The following is a 17558-nucleotide window of genomic DNA, read 5'->3' on the forward strand; positions in this document are numbered from 1 at the left end:
CATGACCGCGAGCACCCTCACCGAGCGCTACATCAGCGCCACGATCCGCAGCCTCGCGCCGGATACGCAGGACGAGGTCCGCGCCGAACTCGAAGCCGCCATCGCCGATGCCGTCGACGCGCGGCGGGAACAGGGCGAGAGCCCGGAGGAGGCGGAGCGCGCCGTCCTCACCGACCTCGGCGACCCGGGCATCCTCGCCGCCGGATACGCCGACCGCCCGCTGCACCTCATCGGCCCTCGGTACTACCTCACCTGGTGGCGGCTGCTGAAGCTGCTCCTGTTCATCGTGCCGCCGTTCGCCGCGGTGGGCGTCGCGATCGGGCAGCTGATCGCCGGCGGCGGACCCGGTGAGGTCATCGGCGCGGTCGTCTCGGTCACGCTGTCGGTGATCGTGCACCTGTGCTTCTGGGTCACGCTCGTCTTCGTCGTGCTGGAGCGCGCCGGCGCCGACACCGGCGTGCGATGGAACGTGGACCAGCTTCCGGAGCCGACGGAGCACGGGGCCGCCCGCGCCGACGTGATCGCCTCGCTCGTGTTCCTCCTCGCCGGCATCGGCGCGATCGTGTGGGACGCGACGCTCGGATTCTTCCCGACCGGCGGCGACCCGATCCCGATCCTGGCGCCCGCGCTCTGGCCGGTGGGCATCGGCATCCTCCTCGCGCTCATGATCGCGGAGGCCGTCCTGGCCGTCGCCGTGTACGCGCGTCGGCGGTGGACCGTCGCCGCGGCCGTCGTGAACACCGTCCTCGCCGTCGCCTTCGCCGTGTGGGCCCTCACCCTGCTCCTGCAGGGCGAGCTCCTCAACCCGGCCTTCCTGGAGTTCGTGTTCACGGACAACGGGGTGGATGCCGACACGATGCGCGTGCTCACGGTGATCACCGGCGTCGGCCTCGTGGCCTTCCCGGCCTGGGACATCGTCGACGGGTGGATGAAGACGGCGCGTGCCCGGGGAATAGGCTGAAGACCGTGACCGATGCCTTCGTCTCCGACCTGTTCGATCCCGCCGAGTGGGAGCTGGCGCCCGGCGCCGAGCACTACACCGACATCACGGCGCACGTGAGCCGCGACGGCGGGGTCGCCCGCATCGCCTTCCACCGACCCGAGGTGCGCAACGCCTTCCGCCCGCACACGGTGGACGAGCTCTACCGGGCGCTCGACATCGCGCGACAGGACGCGCGGATCGGGGCGGTGCTGCTGACCGGAAACGGACCGAGCGCGAAGGACGGCGGCTGGGCGTTCTGCTCCGGCGGTGATCAGCGCATCCGCGGCCGCGACGGGTACAAATACTCGGACGCCGAGACCGCCGTCGTCAGCGGAGCGTCCGCGGCGGCTGTCGGGCGTCTGCACATCCTCGAGGTGCAGCGGCTCATCCGGTTCATGCCGAAGGTCGTCATCGCCGTGGTCCCCGGGTGGGCGGCGGGTGGCGGGCACTCGCTGCACGTGGTGTGCGACCTGACAATCGCGTCGGCCGAGCACGCGCGCTTCAAGCAGACGGATGCCGACGTCGGCAGCTTCGACGCGGGATACGGCTCCGCCTACATGGCCCGGCAGACGGGACAGAAGTTCGCGCGGGAGGTGTTCTTCCTCGCCGAGGAGTACTCGGCGCAGCGGGCCTACGAGGCGGGGGCCGTGAACCGCGTGGTGCCGCACGCCGAACTCGAGCGCGAGGCGCTGAAGATGGCGCGCACCGTGCTGACGAAGTCGCCGACGGCGATCCGGATGCTCAAGTTCGCCTTCAACGCCGTCGACGACGGGCTCGTCGGGCAGCAGGTGTTCGCGGGCGAGGCCACCCGCCTCGCGTACGGCACGGACGAGGCCGTGGAGGGGCGGGATTCGTTCCTCGAGAAGCGCGCCCCCGATTGGTCGTCCTTCCCCTGGCACTACTGAGCCGGAGAGACGATCGTGAACGCCCTCATCCCGACCGACGCGGAAGACACCGTGCTCCTGCGGGAGGCGCTGCTCCGAGCTCTCGACGAGGGACCGGCTCTCGGCTTCGGCATGCTCGCCGACGCTCCGGCGGAGGTGGACGACGGCATCGCCGCAGTGATCGCGACCTCCGGATCCAGCGGCGTCCCGAAGCGGGTGGCGCTGAGCGGCGAGGCCCTGCGGGCGAGTGCGGAGGCCACCGCCGCCCGGATCGGCAGCGGTCGCTGGCTGCTCGCCCTGCCGGCCGGCTACGTCGCGGGGCTGCAGGTGATGGTGCGCTCGATCCTCGCGGGCACGGAGCCGACCCGGATCGAGGGACGGTTCACACCGCGGGCGTTCGCCGAGGCCACGCGGAGCATGCGCCACGCCACGACCGCGGGCGTCCTCCCGGCCCTGTACACCTCCCTCGTCCCGGCGCAGATCGCGACGCTGCTCGACGCGAGCGCCGAGCCGGGTGTGCTCGCGGCGCTGCAGGCCTATGAGGCCATCCTCGTCGGGGGTCAGGCGCTCCCGGAGCCGCTGCGGGAGCGGGCGGCCGACCTCGGGGTCCGTCTCGTGCGGACCTACGGCTCGACGGAGACCAGCGGCGGCTGCGTGTACGACGGCGTCCCGCTCGACACCGTGAACGTCCGGGCGGTCGACGGCGAGCTGCGGATCGCCGGCCCCATGCTCGCGGAGGGCTATCTGGGCGACCCGGCGCTGACCGCGCGCACCTTCGCGCGGGACGAGCACGGCATCCGCTGGTACCGGACGGGCGACCTCGGGCTCCTCGAGGACGGCGTGGTGCGCGTGCACGGTCGCGCGGACAACGTGATCGTGTCGGGCGGCATCAACATCTCGCTCGACCGGGTGGAGCGCATCGTCCGCGCCGTGCCCGGGCTGCATCAGGCCGTGGTCGTGGCTGTCGACGACGAGCGCTGGGGGGAGGCCTCGGTCATCGTCGCGGCGCGCGGCGAGGCCCTGCGGCGCAGCGAGTCCGAGCAGCTCGCCCAGGCCAGGGAAGCGGTGGCCGGCGAGATCGGCGCGCACGCGCGTCCGTCCCGCCTGATCCTCGTGGACGAACTCGACGTCCTCTCCTCCGGCAAGCCCGACCGCGAGGCGATCCGCCGGATGGTCTCCGCGCTCTAGCCCGTCGACCCACCCCTTTCGCGCCGCCCCGGCCCTTTGCGGCCGTCCGGAAGGGGCCGGGACACACGGAAAGGGGTGGGTCGGCGGGAGTGCCAGACTGAGGGCATGGCCTCGTACACGCATGGACACCACGAATCCGTCCTCCGCTCGCACAGTGTGCGGGACATCGCGAACTCGGCGGCCTACCTTCGACCGCACCTCACGGCAGAGACCCGGCTCCTCGACGTGGGAGCGGGACCCGGATCGATCACGGTGGACTTCGCGGGGGTGGTCGCGCACGTCACGGCGACCGAGATCGACGACGCCGCGCTGTCCCTCTCCCGCGACCTCGCCAACGCGCGGGGCGTCACGAACATCACCTTCTCCGTCGAGGACGTGCACGCGCTGAGCTTCGCCGACGACTCCTTCGACGTCGTGCACGCGCACCAGGTGCTGCAGCACGTCGCCGATCCGGTGCAGGCACTGCGGGAGATGCGCCGCGTCGCGAAGCCCGGGGGACTCATCGCCGCCCGCGACGCCGACTACGCGGGCTTCCTGTGGTTCCCGGTCCTGCCGGAGCTCGACCGGTGGCTCGCGCTGTACCGCGCCGCCGCCCGGGCGAACGGCGGAGAGCCGGATGCCGGCCGCCGCCTCCTGGCCTGGGCACGCGCCGCGGGCTTCGAAGACGTCACGGCGACCGCGTCGACCTGGTGCTATGCGACGCCGTCCGAGCGCGCCTGGTGGGGCGGGATGTGGGCCGACCGCATCCTGGAGTCGGCGCTCGCCCGGCAGCTCGTGGACGAGGGGATGGCATCCGCGGCCGACCTGCAGGAGATCAGCGACGCCTGGAAGCGCTGGGCCGACGACGGCGACGGCTGGTTCCTCGTGCCGCATGGGGAGATCCTCGCCCGCACCTGACGGATACATCCCGCGACGGATGCCGCGCCCGAGCCGCTCGCGTAGCGTGGGGGAGTGATCCGTCCGCTGTCCCGTACCGGCCTCGTCCTCGACATCGTCGGGGCGGTGCTGCTGTTCGCGCTTCTGACGCCGCTCGGGGTCGTGTTCTATGCGCCCCAGCCGGACGTGGCCGGGTCTTCCGCGGTCAACGTCATCGGTCTGATCTCGTCGTCGGTGTTCCTGTTCGGCGGTGTCGCGATCGGTCGTCTGGCACCCGGTCTCGCGCTGGCCGCGGCCTGGGCCGGAGCCATCGTGCAGATGCTGGCCGGGTTCGGGCCGCTGCCGACCGACTTCGCGATCCTCCTCGTGCTGTACGCGACCTCCGCGTGGGGCACCCGCCGCGTGCTCTGGTGGGGGTTCGGATCGGTGATCGTCGGCGGCATCGTCGCCGCGCTGTACATGGTCGTCGTCGGGGGCGTCATGTTCGGCTCCGGCAGCGGCTGGGAGCTCGTGACCGGAGGCACCCTGCTCGTCGCGGCCTCCATCATGGCGCTGGGGTTCGCGTGGGTGTGCGGCCTCCTCTGGCGGGTCGTGCTGCGCAACCGGCGCACGCGTTCGGCGCAGCTGCAGGCCGAGGCCCTGGCCGCCGAGGAGCAGGAACGGGTGCGCATCGCGCGGGACATGCATGACGTCGTGGCCCACTCGCTCGCCGTCGTCATCGCCCAGGCCGACGGTGCCCGCTATGCCGCGGCGGTGAAGCCGGAGATCGCGACGGAGGCCCTCGGCACGATCGCGCAGACCGCCCGCGGAGCCCTGAGCGACGTGCGGATGCTCCTCACCCAGCTCCGTCATCGTCAGGGCGACGGTCCGCAGCCGACCCTCGCCGATCTCGAGACGCTGTTCGCCCAGGTGCGCCAGGCCGGCATCGAGCCGCGGGTCACGGTCGACCCCATGCCTCCGGGGGAGCCGCCGGGGGCCATCCAGCTCGCGGTCTACCGGATCCTCCAGGAGGCGCTGACGAACGCGATCCGCCACGGCGACGGCGCGGTGGACGTGCATCTCGCGTGGCTCCCGGATCGCGTCGACATCGAGGTCCGCAACACCGTCTCGCCCGAGTCGACGCCGGGGACCCCCGGGGGACACGGGCTCATCGGCATGCGCGAGCGGGCGCAGCTCGTGGGCGGTAGTCTGCAAGCCGAGCGCCGTGGTGCGCAGTTCATCGTCCAGAGCAGCCTTCCGATCGGAGCCCCGCAGTGATCAGAGTCGTGCTGGTGGACGACCAGGCGCTGTTCCGGGCGGGGATCCGCATGCTCGTGGCCTCCCAGCCGGACCTCGAGGTCGTGGGGGAGGCGGGCAACGGGCGCGAGGCTCTCGACGTGGTCGCCGCGACCCGGCCGGACGTGGTGCTCATGGACATCCGGATGCCGGTCATGGACGGGCTGACCGCGACCGCGGAGATCCTGTCCCGCCCGGAACCCCCGCGCATCGTCATGCTCACGACGTTCGACCTCGACGAGGCGGCGGCGCGGGCGATCCGGCAGGGGGCGAGCGGCTTCCTCCTCAAGGACGCCGATCCGGAGTTCCTGCTCGCCGCGATCCGGACCGTGCACGCGGGGTCGAGCGTGATCGCGGCCTCGGCGACCCGGGAGCTGTTCGAGCACTTCGCGGAGGCTCCGAAGCCCGTGCCGCCGCAGTACGCCGAGCTGACGGAGCGGGAGCGGGAGATCTTCGCGCTCGCCGCCCGGGGTCTGTCGAACGCCGAGATCGCCGCGCGGGAGTTCCTCAGCGAGGCCACGGTGAAGACCCACATCAGCCGCATCCTCACGAAGCTCGCGCTCCGCGACCGCGTGCAGCTCGTCGTGTTCGCTTTCGAGCACGGCCTCGCCTGACGCCGACCCACCCCTTTCCGTTCGACCCGGCCCCTTGCGGCGGTCCGTAGAGGGGTGGGAGGAACGCAAAGGGGTGGGTCGGGAGGACGCGGGATCATCCTCGCGATGTAGCGGGATGCTCCCGGGGGGCGACGCGACGAGCGGGAGTGCGGAAATAGCGTCGTGGACATGGAGATCACGACCACCGACCTCGGGCTCGCCGCCCGCGTCCAGCACCTGAAGAAGACCTACGGCTCGGGCGAGGGCACCGTCCGCGCGCTCGACGACGTGAGCGTCGGCATCCGCCGCGGACAGTTCACCGCCATCATGGGTCCGTCCGGCTCGGGCAAGTCCACCCTCATGCACATCATGGCCGGCCTCGACAGCCCGACGGAGGGGCGGGCGTGGATCGGCGACACCGAGATCACGGGTCTCGGCGACCTCGACCTGACCATCCTGCGCCGCCGCCGCGTCGGGTTCATCTTCCAGGCGTTCAACCTCGTCCCCACGCTCGACGCCCTCGGCAACATCCTGCTGCCGTTCGAGCTCGACGGCCGCCGCCCCAGCGCCATCGAGCGGGCACGGATCGACGGCCTCATCGAGACGCTCGGCCTCGGCAAGCGCCTCGGCCACCGGCCGCACCAGCTCTCGGGAGGGCAGCAGCAGCGCGTCGCCATCGCCAGGGCCCTCGCCACCGCCCCCGACCTCGTGTTCGCGGACGAGCCCACGGGCAACCTCGACTCCCAGACCGGACGGGAGGTGCTGCGCCTGCTCGCGGCCGCCAGCCGGGAGCACGGCCAGTCCATCGCGATGGTCACGCATGACGCGATCGCGGCGAGCCACGCCGACCGGGTGCTCTACCTCGGCGACGGCCGGATCGTGGCGGATCACCCGCGGCAGACCGCGGAGCAGATCTCGGCCTACATGCTCGCCGCGGAGGTGTCGGCATGACCGCGCTCGCCACGGTCGTCCCGGAGACGCGGACGACCGGACCCCGGCTGGCCTGGCTCCGCGACCGCGGCATGGGCGCGAGCGTCCTCGTCGCCGCGCTCTCGTCCGCGTTCGGCGTCTTCCTCGTCGAGATCACGGCCTACATCGGCGCCGTGCTCCAGGCCGATCCGTTCATCGGCGACAGCGGCACGCTCGCGGTCGTCGTCGCGATCCTGTCAGTGCTGCTCACCGCCGTCGCGATGTATGTGGCCGCGATCGTCACGGCGAACACGTTCTCGACGATCATCGCGGGCCGCACCCGGCAGATCGCGCTGATGCGTCTCATCGGGGCGACGGCTCGTGCGCAGCGGGCGGAGGTCGGCCGGCAGGGGCTCGTCGTCGGGCTCCTCGGCGCGGGGCTCGGCCTGCTCGCCGGACTCCTCCTCTCCGCGGCGGCCGTCCAGCTCGGCGGGCAGCTCGTCGCCACCTCGCCGTCGTCCTTCTCGCTCGCCCAGCCCGCTCTCGCCCTCCCGGCGATCGGCGTCGCGCTCACCACCTGGGCGGCCGCCTGGGTGGGGTCGCGTCGCGTGCTCGCGGTGACGCCGCTGCAGGCTCTGGGCGGTGCCGTCGAGCGCACCCGTGACGAGGTCTCCGGGCGCAAGGGTCGCCATGTCGGGGCCTGGGTGCTGCTGATCTCCGGCGCGGCTCTGCTCGCGGGCGGCGTCGTCCTCGGACTCGTCACACCGCTCGGTGTCGTGGTCGCGTTCTTCGGCGGCATCCTCTCCTTCACCGGGCTCGCCCTGGGATCCGTGCTGTTCATGCCGCCGGTGCTCCGCCTCGTGGGGCGCCTGTTCGGCTCGAGCGCGACCGCCCGACTCGCGGCCGAGAACGCCCTGCGGTACCCGGAGCGGTCGTCGCGGATGGCCATCGGCGTCGTCATGGGCGTGACCCTGGTGACGATGTTCGCGGTGGCGCTGGAGTCGTCGAAGCGCCTGATGACCAGCCAGACCACGGAGGAGATCCCGGCGGAGTTCTTCGCGCCGTACGACGCCTTCGCGGCCATCATGATGGTGCTCGTCGCCGTCTCGGCCGTGATCGCAGCCGTCGGCCTCGTCAACCTCCTCACCATCGGCGTCGTGCAGCGGCGCCGCGAGCTCGGACTGCTGCGCTCGATCGGTCTGTCCAACCGCCAGGTGCGCCGCATGGTGCTGCTGGAGGCGACGCACATCACGGTGGCGGCGACCCTCACCGGTCTCGTGCTCGGGGTGCTCTACGGGTGGATCGCGGCCCAGTCGCTGCTCGGCTCCGTTCCGGTCCTGCCGGAGTTCACGCCCGCCGGGCTGATCGCCCCGCAGGTGCCGTGGCTTCCCGTGGTGATCATCATCGCCGCGACCGCGCTGCTCACGCTCGTGGCCGCCGCGACGCCGACCCGGCTGGCGACCAGGGTGGCTCCGGTCGAGGCACTCGCGGCGGACTGACGGCTCTAGGCTGGACGGATGCCGTCGCCGTTCGATCAGTCCCCGTACCAGGTCCGACTCGACTGGGGGGTGTCCGGGCTCGCCCGTCTCGCCCCGGCCGACGTCGTCGTGGTGATCGACGTCCTCCGGTTCTCCTCGACGGTCGCCGATGCGGTGGCCGCGGGAGCGGAGATCGAGCTGGCCGGAGCGCTCGACTGGTCGCGGAACGGGGCGGCGGTGGCGGCCGCCGCCCCGACCGGGGCCACGGTCCTGCTGGGCTCGATCCGCAACGCCGGTGCCGTGGCCAGGGCCGTGCAGGTGGAGCAGGAACGCCGCCAGGGCCGCACCTCGGTCGCGCTCGTCCCGGCCGGCGAGCTCGATGCCGCGGGGGAGCTGCGCGTCGCCGTGGAGGACCAGCTCGGGGCCGGAGCGATCGCGGCGGCGCTCACCGATCTCGGCATCGACCACACGGCACCGGACGCCGCCGTGGCCGCAGAGGGCTTCCGCGCGCTGCGGCGTGCGCTGAAGCACCTGATCGGGGCCACGGGTTCCGGACGAGAGCTGCAGGCCGGGGTCTCCGCGACCGATCGCATCCGGGCCGCCGGACTGGTGCCGACCAGCACCGCGGACGCCGCCGTCCTGGACGCGGTGGACGCCGTCCCCGTTCTGCGCGGCGGGCGGTTCACGCGCTTCGAGTGAGCACGCGATCCGCGTAGGGTCGAGGAATGAGGTTCCTCCCCGCTCTCCTCGTCGACGCCGTCCTCGTCCTCGTCTTCGCCGCCATCGGTCGCGCCTCCCACCAGGAGGACCCGGCAGGGTTCCTCCTCACGGCGTGGCCGTTCCTCGTGGCCCTGCTGCTGGGGCACGCCGCTGCGCTGCTGCTCCCCGCACGGCCGCGGCGGCCGTGGTCGCTGCCGTGGGGCGCGGTGGTGTGGGTGGTGACGGTCGTCGTCGGCATGCTGCTGCGTCTGCTCAGCGGAGACACCGCGGAGGTGCCCTTCGTCATCGTGGCGACGCTCGTGCTCGGCGTGTTCCTGCTCGGCTGGCGGGGTCTCACCGCGCTCGTTCGTCGACGCCGCCGTCACCACGAGACCGCAGCCGAGACCGAGACGGAGTCCGGGCTGACCCCGTCGACCGAACCCGCGGCACATCGAGACGCGGCCGCCGGTCAGGCACCCTCGGACGCGGAGGAGGACGCCGCGCCTGCTGAGGAGGACGCCGCGCCGGCCGAGGAGGACGCCTCCGCGTCCGAAGAGCAGCCGCGCTCCGGCGGTTCAGCCGTCTGAGCAGGCGACCCCGCTCCCTCGGCCCTCAGCGCGGGGCCTGCGCGGCGAGGCGGGCGTCGGTCGTGATCTCGCGACGCGTCCAGGCGAAGAGGTGCTGGGCATCGAACGTGCGGGAGCAGCGGGCGCAGGACGTGGCCCGGCTCGGGCGGCGGTGTCGATACGTGACGTGACCGGCCGGGCAGCGGCCGACCCACGGAGCGAGCTCGACGGCGGTCTCCCCGCGGTGCGTCGTGCCGCCGACATAGCCCAGGTCGCGCGCCACGCGCTTCCAGGCGGGGCCATGGGCGGCCTGGTGTCCGGCGAGGGCGTGGGCCACCTCGTGCAGGAGCACCTGGTGGATCTCGTCGTCCTCGAAGCGGGCGGCGAGATACCGCGACACGGTGATGCGCTTGCGCGTGTAGTCGCACTGGCCGGCGCGACGCTTGGCATGGTCGAAGTCGAACGACCAGCTGTCGTCGAGATGCAACCGGATCAGTGCCTCGCCCCAGACCCGCACGCGGTCAAGTTCCGCCATGCGCTCAGGCTAAGGCATGCCGCGGACACTCGGGCGCAACGACGTCAGCCGGCGACGAGCTGCGCCGGACGACGGCGCTCCACGGCCTCGATGGCGAGGAGCACGGTCTCCAGCTCCCGGTCCTCCGCGCCGGACTCGCGCCGCAGGAACAGCGACTGCTTGAAGCTCTCCCGCGCGGTCTCGTAGTCCTCGGCGTCGTAGGCGTTCTTGCCGTGGTGCTGATAGGCGAAAGCGGCGATCGACAGCCAGCGCTGCCCCTCCGCCTCCGCGGCGCACGTGGCCAGCTCCTGCTCGGCGGCGGCGTATGCGCCCCGGTACTGCAGGATCGTCGCGTGCAGCACACGGGCGCGGAGCACGTCCTTGCGGGTACCGGCCATCCGGGCCTGCCGCACGGCTTCGTCGGCGAGCGCGAGGGCGTCGTCGAGGCGTCCCAGCACCTTCAGCAGCCAGACCCGCTCCAGCAGGGCGGGAAGGCTGCGCTGCTCCTCGATCTCGGCCAGGCGTGCCGCGCACTCGTCGAGATCGACCTGTTCGCGGAGGCTCTCCCGGTCGTATCCCCGGATCAAACTCATTGCTCTCCTTCCGCGCGTCCCCGCACCTGTCCCCGTCCAGTCTGCCTGCCGCTTCCGCGCTCCTCGGGGCGGCGCGCCCGATCAGCGCAGGAACAGCGAGGCATCGGGTCGCGGGGACGCGACGGCGTCGGCGTCCGTGACGATCCGGGCGCCCTGGAGGAAGGCGCGGGCCTCGTCCCCCTGGGCGATCTTCGCGGGATGCGGACCCGCGGCGAGCATCCGGGGCAGCCACTCCGTCGGGAGAGGGGCGGCGGATGCCGCGACCACGAGGTTGCCGAAGCGGCGGCCCTTGAGCACCTGGGTGTCGGCGAGGATCCCGATCTCCGGGAGCACCTCGGCGATGGTCGCGGCCTGTCGACGGGCGAACGCGAGACCGGGACCGTCGGCGACGTTGACGAGCAGGACGCCGCCGGGGGCGAGCAGCGCGGCGAGCTCCCGGTAGAACTCGACGCTCGTGAGGTGGGCGGGTGTCTGCGCGCCCGAGTACACATCCGAGACGACGAGGTCGCACGCGCCGTGCAGGGCCGCCGGAAGCTTCCGGACCCCTTCCCTCGCATCGCCGATGCGCAACCGGATGGCCGCCCCCTTCGGCAGGGGGAGGTGCTCGCGGACGAGCTGCACCAGCGGGGCCTCCAGTTCGATGACCTGCTGGCGCGACCCGGGGCGGGTCGCGTCGATGTAGCGGGGGATGGTGAGGGCCCCGGCGCCGAGGTGCACCGCGGTGAGCGACCCGGGGCGGAGTTGGTCGATCACCGCGCCCATCCGCACGATGTACTCGAAGTGCAGGTGCGTGGGGTCGTCGAGGTCGACGTGCGACTGCGGGGTGTCGTCCACGACGAGCTCGTAGCCGCTCGTGAACTCCGAGGGGACGATCCGGGCGAGGCCGCCATGGTCGAGGCGGGTCTGCGGGTGCTCGGCGTCCCGTGATCGCGTCCGTCCCATGCTGTCGAGCCTACGCCGGGGCGGTGGCGATCAGCGCTGGTTGCCCACCGCGCAGGTCTCCTGCTCGAGGGTCTGCCCCGACACCTCCGGCGGGAGCGTCGCGCGCGCGTCCGGCGTGGCGCTCGCCTCGGGAGTGGATTCCGACTCCGGCGTCTCCGGCGCCGTGGGCGCGGGGGTGACCAGCTCCACGCCGCGGTGCGTCGTCACGTCGCCGGTGAGCTGGAGCGGCTGTCCGGCCCGCACCGCGTCCCACAGCGCGGCCGCGGCCTCCTCGTCCGGCACGACCTTGTCGTCGTCGAACGGATCGGCGATGTTCGGGTACTGCACGAACACGAAGTCGCTGAAGTTCACATCCTTGAGGGCGAGTGCGAGCTGGGCCAGGCGCAGCGGGTCGGCGAGCTCGTCGCTGGGATCGATGTTGTCGGCGATGGCGTTCGTCAGTCGCAGCACCTTGGGGATGTCGGTCAGAGTGTCCTCGCTGAGCACCTTCTTGGCCAGCCGCGACATGTACTGCTGCTGGTTGGAGATGCGCGCGAGGTCGCTCTCGTCCCCCACGCCGTGCCGGGTGCGGATGAACTGGAGGGCCTCCACGCCCGAGACCGTCCGCAGGCCCGCCGGCCAGTCGATGCCGGTGTGGCGATCGCGGATGCCGTCGCCGGCGATGCAGACCTCGACGCCGCCGATCGCGTCGGTGACGGCCATGACGCCGTCGAAGCTGATCTTGGCGGCGAACTCGATGGGGATATCGCCCAGTTCGCTCACGGTCTTCGCGATGCAGGAGAGGCCGGCGTGCTCGAACAGCGCGTTCATCGACGCCTTCTCCATCGCGGACGCGACGGAGCCGTCCTCGCGGGTGCACTCGGGTACGGGGACGCCGAGGTCGCGGGGGAGGGAGACGACGGTCACGTTCCGGGGCGCCGCCGAGACGTGCACGAGGAGGTTGACGTCGTTGCGGCTCCGGCCGTCGGCTTCGGCGCAGCGTTCGTCGAAGAGCGCGGTCGCCTTCGGGCCGCACTCGTCCGTCCCCACGATGAGGATGCTGAACGCCTTGTCGTCCGGGTAGGCGCCGACCGTGGGCGGGTCGACCTGCGGGGCGCCCTCCAGGGTGACGGCGCCGTCGCCCACCCGGTTGAACACGTCCCACACGAGGAATCCCGCGACCGCCGCGGTGGAGACGAGGACGACGGCGAGCCCGATCCCGAGGCCCCGCAGGACCCGGGAGGTCCGGCCGCGCGTCGACGGCGGTGCGTGCCGGGGGAGCGGAGAGCGGTCGGCGTCTGATCCACGGCGGGGCATGCGGGGAGCCTACCCCGGAGGCCTGATGTTACGGGGGTATGACGATTCTGGGAGGAACTTGCAGGGAATTAGTTAGTCGTGAATACTTTTTCCTATCCCCGGTACGCACCCGATGCACACCTGGACTTTCAAAGAGGAGATCCCCCCATGCACAAGCGCATTCTTCCGGCGGTGGCGCTCGGCGCCGCTGCCACGATCGCTCTGGCCGGCTGCGCCGGCGGCAGCGGCGACAACGGCTCGACCAATGGCGAGGGCCAGGAGCTGACGGTCTGGATCATGAAGGGGACCAACCCCGACGCGACCGCCTTCTACGACAAGGTGTCGGACGCCTTCGAGGAGGAGACCGGCGCGAAGGTCACCATCGAGGAGATCCAGTGGGCCGACGCCCACGACCGCTTCGTCACCTCGATCGCCGGCGGCACCACCCCGGACATCGCCGAGACCGGCACCACCTGGACCGCGGAGTTCGCCGACGCCGGCGCGCTCCTCCCGCTCGACGAGTACGTCGACGCCGAGGACGGCCTGCGTGACGACCTCGTCGAGGGCCTCGCGGTCGCGGGCACCTACGAAGACGAGCTCTACGGCATGCCGTGGTACGCCGGTGTCCGCTCCATCGTCTACCGCACCGACGTCTTCGAGGAGCTCGGTCTCGAGGCTCCGAAGACCTGGGACGACATCGTCGCCGCCGGTGAGGCCATCAAGGCCGCCAAGCCCGACATGCTGCCCTTCCCCGTCGCGGGTGACGCCGAGTTCCAGGTCTACCCCTGGGTCTGGGGCGCCGGCGGCGAGATCGCCACGAAGGACGGCGACACCTGGACCAGCGAGCTCGACAGCGCCGAGTCGCAGGCCGGCATCGAGTTCTACACGGGCCTGGCCACCGAGCACGGCTTCTCGTCGGCCGGTGCGACCACGTGGAAGGAGACCGACCTCCGGGACGCCTTCACGCAGGGCAACGTCGCGATGATGCTCTCCGGCTCGTGGACGCCGAACGCGCTCATCGAGGCCAACCCCGAGCTCGAGGGCAAGATCGGCGCGGCCGTGATCCCCGGCCAGGACGGCGGCATCGCTCCGTCCGTGCTCGGCGGCTCGCACCTGTCGGTGTTCAACACCACGAAGAACGCCGACCTCGCGTGGGAGTTCGTCAAGCTCATGACCACCGGTGAGTTCGCCGAGCAGTGGTCCGACGAGACCGGCTACTTCCCGGGCGTCCAGTCCGCGATGGAGGAGGCCCTCGCCTCGACCGACCCGCTCGTCGCTCCGTTCGCCGAGCAGATGGTCGACGGCGGCGCGTCCGTCCCGGTCACGCCGAACTTCGGCGCCGTGCAGGCGAAGAAGACCACCAACGCCATGATCCAGGCCATCCTCAGCGGGCAGAAGGACGTCGCGACCGCGACGAAGGACGCCGCCGCCGAGATGACCGAACTGCTCAACCAGTAAGGAACCATTCCTTCCATGTCGATGGTGCAAGCGCCACTGCCGGCCACGAAGGCGGAGCCCTCCTCCGCCTCCGTGGCCGGCGGCCGGAAGCGTCGCGGTCTCTCGATCGTCACGGCCCGCCCCTGGCTCCTCCTCGCCCCCGGGCTGATCATCCTCGCGGGGCTCATGCTCTGGCCGCTCGTGCAGGTGTTCCTCTACTCGCTGCAGGACTACGGTCTGCGCGAGATCAACACCGGTGAGAGCAACTGGATCGGGCTGGCCAACTACGCCGAGGCGCTCACCAATCCGACCCTGTGGACGGTGGTGCTCCCCAACACGGTCGGCTTCGCCGCCGTCGCGGTGTTCACCACCGTCGCACTCGGAACCCTCGTGGCGCTGCTGCTGGCGCGCCTGGGTACCGTGTGGCGCACCATCGTCTCCAGCTGCATCATGGTCGCGTGGGCGATGCCCGCCGTGACCGGCACGTACGTCTGGACCTTCATCTTCGATGCCGACCGCGGCATCTTCAACAGCGTCCTGCAGGACCTCGGCCTCATCGACGGCCAGGTCAACTGGTTCACCAACCAGTGGTCGTTCTACGCGATCGTGCTGCTGAACGTCGTCCACCACGGCTTCCCGTTCGTGGCCATCACCGTGCTCGCCGGGCTCCTGGGCGTCTCGAAGGAGATGCTCGAGGCGGCGGCGCTCGACGGGGCCGGCGCGTGGCGCCGCTTCTGGAAGATCATCTTCCCGACGCTCAAGCCCGTCTTCTCCGTCGTCATCATCCTGTCGACGATCTGGGACTTCAAGGTCTTCGCGCAGGTGTACCTCATGCCCGGCGGCAGCGGCGGCAACCGTCAGGTGCTCAACCTCGGCGTGTGGTCGTACGTGGAGTCGTTCGGTCAGAACCGCTACGGATTCGGTGCCGCGCTCGCGGTGCTGTTGACCCTCGTCCTGATCGGCATCACGATCGTCTACATCCGCTCCCTCATGAAGGAGGACGAGCTGTGAACCCCCGCCCCAGGCTCCGGTCGCGGATCGGACTCGGCATCGGCGTCGCCGCCGTCCTCGTCTTCACGCTGTTCCCCGTCTACTGGATGGTCTCCAGCGCCTTCGACGCCAAGGCGTCCAGCGGCGGGCAGTCGCTCCTCCCGCAGGAGTTCACGTGGGACAACTTCGCCTTCGTGCTCACGGAGGGCGGCTTCGGCACGTACCTGCGCAACTCGGCGATCGTGGCCCTCGTCACGGTGCTCGTCAGCGCCATCGTCTGCCTGCTCGCGGCGGTCGCCGTCGCGCGCTTCCGCTTCAAGTTCCGCACCACGGTGCTGATGATGATCCTCGTGGTGCAGATGGTGCCGCTCGAGGCACTCGTCATCCCGCTGTTCCTCCAGGTGAAGAGCCTCGGTCTGCTCAACAGCATCATCGGCCTGATGGTCGTCTACGTGGCGCTGTCGCTCGCGTTCGGCATCTGGATGCTGCGCGGCTTCGTCGCGGCCGTCCCGGTCGAGCTCGAAGAGGCCGCCTACATCGACGGCGCGAGCTGGTGGCGGATGTTCCGCTCGATCCTCCTGCCGCTCGTGATGCCCGGTCTCGTCGCGACGAGCATCTTCAGCTTCATCACGGCGTGGAACGAGTTCATCTTCGCCATGACGATCCTCGGCGCGCAGACCGACCAGTACACGGTCTCGATCGGCCTCAAATCGTTCTTCGGCCTGTACTCCAACGACTGGGGCAGCATCATGGCCGCCTCGACGATCATCACCGTGCCCGTCATGATCTTCTTCGTCATCGTGCAGCGCCGGCTCTCCGCCGGCATGGTCGCGGGGGCGGTGAAGGGATGACCGACGAGCTCGAGCGCCTCGCGAACGGCGTGCTCTGGCCCGGATTCCTCGGCACCACGGCCCCCGCCTGGCTCGTGGAGGAGCTGCGCGACGGCCTGGCCGGTGTCGTGTACTTCGGCCAGAACGTCGGCGAGGGACTGCCCGCGCTGAGCGCGCAGATCCTGAACGCGAACCCGGACGCCCTGATCGGCGTCGACGAGGAGGGCGGCAGCGTCACGCGCCTGGAGTCCGGGAGCGGCTCCACCCTCCCCGGTGCCGCGCAGCTCGGCGCCCTCGACGACGTCGTCGCATCGGAGCGGACCGGGGCGGAACTCGCCCGCCGCGTGCGCGCCGTCGGGGCGAACGTCGTGCTCGGTCCGGTCGCCGACGTCAACACCGACCCGCGCAACCCCGTCATCGGCGTGCGCTCGTTCGGGTCCGAGGAGGCGCTGGTGACGCGTCACGTCGTCGCCACGGTCGACGGCATCCAAGACGGCGGGGCGGCCGCGTGCGTCAAGCACTTCCCCGGTCACGGCGACACCCACCTCGACTCCCACCACGCACTGCCCGAGATCGCGCTCGACGTGGCCGAGTACGAGCGCGTGCACCTCGAACCGTTCCGCGCCGCCGTGGAGGCGGGGGTGGACGCGATCATGACCGCGCACATCGTCGTCCCCGCGTGGGGCGCGCAGCCGGCCACCCTCAACCCGCGCGTGCTCGGCATGCTGCGGGAGTGGGGCTTCCAGGGCGTCATCATCACCGACGCGCTGGACATGGCCGCGATCCGCGAGACCGTCGGACTCGGCGGGGGCGCCGCCCTCGCTCTGGCCGCCGGCGCCGACCTGCTGTGCATCGGCAACCCGACCAACCCCGGCGAGGCCGCTCTTCCCGACCAGGACCGGCGCGACTTCCTCGCCGCCCGCGACGGGATCGTCGCCGCGCTGCGGGACGGCTCGCTCTCCCGGGAGCGCGTCGAGGAGGCCGCCGCGCGGGTGTCGGCTCTCGCGACCCGGCTGCGCACGAGCGCGACCTCGGACGAGGAGGCTGCCGCGTTCGACGCCGCCGAGATCGTCCGCCGGTCCGTGTCGCTCGCCGGCGATGCCCCCGAGGCCGCGGAGGCCCTGGCGGTGATCGATGCCCGCCGTCGCTCGACGCTCGCGGTCGACAGCGCCGCCTCGTACGTCGCGGAGGCGCTCGCGGGAGACGGCATCCGCGTGCGGCTCGACGTGGCCGCACGGCCCGTGGTCGAGCAGGACGCCGTGATCGACGAGGTCGCCGCGGCGACCGGCACGACGGTCGTCCTCGTGGATCGACCGGATGCGGAGCCGGCGCAGCGGGCGCTGATCGAGCGGACCGCGCTCCGGGACCCGGATGCGGTCGTGGTGAACGTCGGCCTGCCCGTGCAGGAGCCGCTGCCGCTGCCCACCGTCGAGGTCGGCGCGGCCAGCCGGCTCGGCGCCCAGACCGCGCGGGACGCGCTGCTCGGCCGCTTCCGGCCGCGACAGAGGACGACCGCCGCCGGTTGAG

18 protein-coding genes are annotated in these 17558 nt (G+C 71.7%); 14 read left to right on the forward strand and 4 right to left on the reverse strand.

Annotated features, from left to right (window positions below):
- The first annotated feature begins 1 nt into the window (after nucleotide 1).
- From ACFU8V_RS05750 to ACFU8V_RS05795, 10 genes are all read left to right on the forward strand, one after another.
- Nucleotides 2–961, forward strand: a complete 960-nt coding sequence (locus tag ACFU8V_RS05750; RefSeq protein WP_378869700.1) for a permease prefix domain 1-containing protein — start codon at nucleotides 2–4, stop codon at nucleotides 959–961.
- A 5-nt stretch (nucleotides 962–966) separates the two neighbouring features.
- A complete protein-coding gene (locus tag ACFU8V_RS05755) occupies nucleotides 967–1887 on the forward strand; it encodes a 1,4-dihydroxy-2-naphthoyl-CoA synthase (RefSeq protein ID WP_085603789.1) in 921 nt (306 codons plus the stop codon).
- A 15-nt stretch (nucleotides 1888–1902) separates the two neighbouring features.
- Nucleotides 1903–3054, forward strand: a complete 1152-nt coding sequence (locus ACFU8V_RS05760) for an AMP-binding protein (RefSeq protein WP_085603787.1) — start codon at nucleotides 1903–1905, stop codon at nucleotides 3052–3054.
- A gap of 105 nt (nucleotides 3055–3159) precedes the next feature.
- Complete coding sequence (locus ACFU8V_RS05765; RefSeq protein ID WP_378869704.1) at nucleotides 3160–3951, forward strand: class I SAM-dependent methyltransferase; 792 nt, start codon at nucleotides 3160–3162, stop codon at nucleotides 3949–3951.
- Nucleotides 3952–4005: 54 nt separating this feature from the next.
- The gene (locus tag ACFU8V_RS05770; RefSeq protein WP_126894026.1) at nucleotides 4006–5187 is read left to right on the forward strand and encodes a sensor histidine kinase; all 1182 of its coding nucleotides are present in this window, start codon (nucleotides 4006–4008) and stop codon (nucleotides 5185–5187) included.
- Complete coding sequence (locus ACFU8V_RS05775; RefSeq protein ID WP_025104430.1) at nucleotides 5184–5819, forward strand: response regulator transcription factor; 636 nt, start codon at nucleotides 5184–5186, stop codon at nucleotides 5817–5819. The genes ACFU8V_RS05770 and ACFU8V_RS05775 overlap by 4 nt, the downstream gene beginning before the upstream one ends.
- Before the next feature lie 168 nt (nucleotides 5820–5987).
- The gene (locus ACFU8V_RS05780) at nucleotides 5988–6749 is read left to right on the forward strand and encodes an ABC transporter ATP-binding protein (RefSeq protein WP_025104429.1); all 762 of its coding nucleotides are present in this window, start codon (nucleotides 5988–5990) and stop codon (nucleotides 6747–6749) included.
- Nucleotides 6746–8206, forward strand: a complete 1461-nt coding sequence (locus ACFU8V_RS05785; RefSeq protein WP_378869709.1) for an FtsX-like permease family protein — start codon at nucleotides 6746–6748, stop codon at nucleotides 8204–8206. The genes ACFU8V_RS05780 and ACFU8V_RS05785 overlap by 4 nt, the downstream gene beginning before the upstream one ends.
- Before the next feature lie 18 nt (nucleotides 8207–8224).
- Entirely contained in the window at nucleotides 8225–8884 is a 660-nt protein-coding gene (locus tag ACFU8V_RS05790; protein WP_025104427.1) for a 2-phosphosulfolactate phosphatase, read from the forward strand.
- 26 nt (nucleotides 8885–8910) lie between these two features.
- Nucleotides 8911–9471 carry a DUF3054 domain-containing protein gene (locus tag ACFU8V_RS05795; RefSeq protein WP_025104426.1) on the forward strand — a complete coding sequence of 187 codons (561 nt, stop codon included), beginning with the start codon at nucleotides 8911–8913 and terminating at the stop codon, nucleotides 9469–9471.
- Between the two features lie 25 nt (nucleotides 9472–9496).
- Here ACFU8V_RS05795 and ACFU8V_RS05800 read toward each other — a convergent pair whose 3' ends face one another.
- The 4 genes from ACFU8V_RS05800 to ACFU8V_RS05815 all read right to left on the reverse strand — a co-directional run bounded on the left by ACFU8V_RS05800 (nucleotide 9497) and on the right by ACFU8V_RS05815 (nucleotide 12795).
- Nucleotides 9497–9985 carry a SprT-like domain-containing protein gene (locus ACFU8V_RS05800; protein ID WP_025104425.1) on the reverse strand — a complete coding sequence of 163 codons (489 nt, stop codon included), beginning with the start codon at nucleotides 9983–9985 and terminating at the stop codon, nucleotides 9497–9499.
- A gap of 44 nt (nucleotides 9986–10029) precedes the next feature.
- Nucleotides 10030–10557, reverse strand: a complete 528-nt coding sequence (locus tag ACFU8V_RS05805) for a hypothetical protein (protein ID WP_025104424.1) — start codon at nucleotides 10555–10557, stop codon at nucleotides 10030–10032.
- A gap of 81 nt (nucleotides 10558–10638) precedes the next feature.
- Nucleotides 10639–11499 carry a spermidine synthase gene (locus ACFU8V_RS05810; protein ID WP_126894030.1) on the reverse strand — a complete coding sequence of 287 codons (861 nt, stop codon included), beginning with the start codon at nucleotides 11497–11499 and terminating at the stop codon, nucleotides 10639–10641.
- A gap of 30 nt (nucleotides 11500–11529) precedes the next feature.
- Entirely contained in the window at nucleotides 11530–12795 is a 1266-nt protein-coding gene (locus ACFU8V_RS05815) for an LCP family protein (RefSeq protein ID WP_126894031.1), read from the reverse strand.
- Between the two features lie 147 nt (nucleotides 12796–12942).
- Here ACFU8V_RS05815 and ACFU8V_RS05820 point away from each other — a divergent pair, with 147 nt between their 5' ends.
- From ACFU8V_RS05820 to ACFU8V_RS05835, 4 genes are read left to right on the forward strand one after another with little or no spacing between them, the layout of a single operon-like run.
- Nucleotides 12943–14232, forward strand: a complete 1290-nt coding sequence (locus tag ACFU8V_RS05820; protein WP_025104421.1) for a sugar ABC transporter substrate-binding protein — start codon at nucleotides 12943–12945, stop codon at nucleotides 14230–14232.
- Nucleotides 14233–14247: 15 nt separating this feature from the next.
- Nucleotides 14248–15222 (forward strand): carbohydrate ABC transporter permease, encoded by a 975-nt coding sequence (locus ACFU8V_RS05825; RefSeq protein ID WP_025104420.1) that lies wholly within the window; start codon nucleotides 14248–14250, stop codon nucleotides 15220–15222.
- The gene (locus ACFU8V_RS05830) at nucleotides 15219–16052 is read left to right on the forward strand and encodes a carbohydrate ABC transporter permease (RefSeq protein WP_025104419.1); all 834 of its coding nucleotides are present in this window, start codon (nucleotides 15219–15221) and stop codon (nucleotides 16050–16052) included. The genes ACFU8V_RS05825 and ACFU8V_RS05830 overlap by 4 nt, the downstream gene beginning before the upstream one ends.
- The gene (locus ACFU8V_RS05835; protein ID WP_025104418.1) at nucleotides 16049–17557 is read left to right on the forward strand and encodes a glycoside hydrolase family 3 protein; all 1509 of its coding nucleotides are present in this window, start codon (nucleotides 16049–16051) and stop codon (nucleotides 17555–17557) included. The genes ACFU8V_RS05830 and ACFU8V_RS05835 overlap by 4 nt, the downstream gene beginning before the upstream one ends.
- Nucleotide 17558 lies beyond the last annotated feature (1 nt).

This window comes from Microbacterium sp. NPDC057658 (assembly GCF_042799975.1).
Lineage (GTDB): Bacteria > Actinomycetota > Actinomycetes > Actinomycetales > Microbacteriaceae > Microbacterium.